The following is a 774-nucleotide window of genomic DNA, read 5'->3' as shown; positions in this document are numbered from 1 at the left end:
CCTTCCTTCAACGATGGTATCCTGTGAATCACAATTTAACGCCTATGGGCACCCCCATGAGTCACATCCAAAACAATTTAGTATAAGCCTGCAGGTCCGATTGTAGCGTGCTGCTCCTTCAGAAAGCAAAAAATGGAAACATTCTGTTTATGCCATTTCTATTTATTGCTGAACCTGAGCATCCTAAAAAATAGGCAGCAGCAACACAGTAACGCGCTGCTTTTCTTCTTATGAAAGACACGCCGCAATGATCCCCACTGTCTCACGCGCCCCCCTTCTTCTCGCATCGCGCCTGCTCCTCGCCATGCTTTTTATCTTCATGGGCTGGGGAAAATTGACAGGCTTCTCCGGCACAGTCGCTTACATGACCGCATCGGGCGCGCCCCTGCCTTCTCTGTCCTCCATCATTGCCATTCTGGTCGAACTGGGCCTGGGTCTGCTGGTCGCACTGGGCGTCCTGACTTCACCCGTCGCCATTCTTCTTGCTCTTTACACGGTCGCTACGGCGTTTATCGGTCACCATTACTGGACGTTTTCCGGTATGGAGCGGTACGATATGTGGATCCATTTCTACAAAAATTTCAGCATCGCTGGTGGTTTCCTGGCCGTTGCCGCCACCGGCCCCGGTCGTTTTTCCATTGATGCTCTGACGACAAACACTTCGTCCCTTAAATTCTGAGAGATCTAGAGCACGTCCACTGAACGATGAATCGTGTGGGGTGACATGGGGCATAGATTGTGATTCACCGTTTCCATTGATGGAGATGGTGATGG

General features: G+C 50.9%; 1 protein-coding gene. It reads left to right on the top strand.

Annotation, left to right across the window (positions count from 1 at the left end):
• Nucleotides 1–247: 247 nt before the first annotated feature.
• Nucleotides 248–679, top strand: coding sequence for a DoxX family protein (locus PWM43_RS15335; protein WP_289843329.1), 432 nt, complete (start codon nt 248–250; stop codon nt 677–679).
• The last annotated feature ends 95 nt before the right edge of the window (nt 680–774 follow it).

The organism is Brytella acorum (assembly GCF_029309905.1).
Classification (GTDB): Bacteria; Pseudomonadota; Alphaproteobacteria; order Acetobacterales; family Acetobacteraceae; genus Brytella; species Brytella acorum.
Note: the sequence above shows the minus strand (reverse complement) of the source record. Positions and strands in the feature narration are given on the sequence as shown.

Bases quoted from the DNA above. Each gene is read 5' to 3' on its own strand.
- PWM43_RS15335 (WP_289843329.1), top strand. From the start codon at position 248: ATGATCCCCACTGTCTCACGCGCCCCCCTTCTTCTCGCATCGCGCCTG.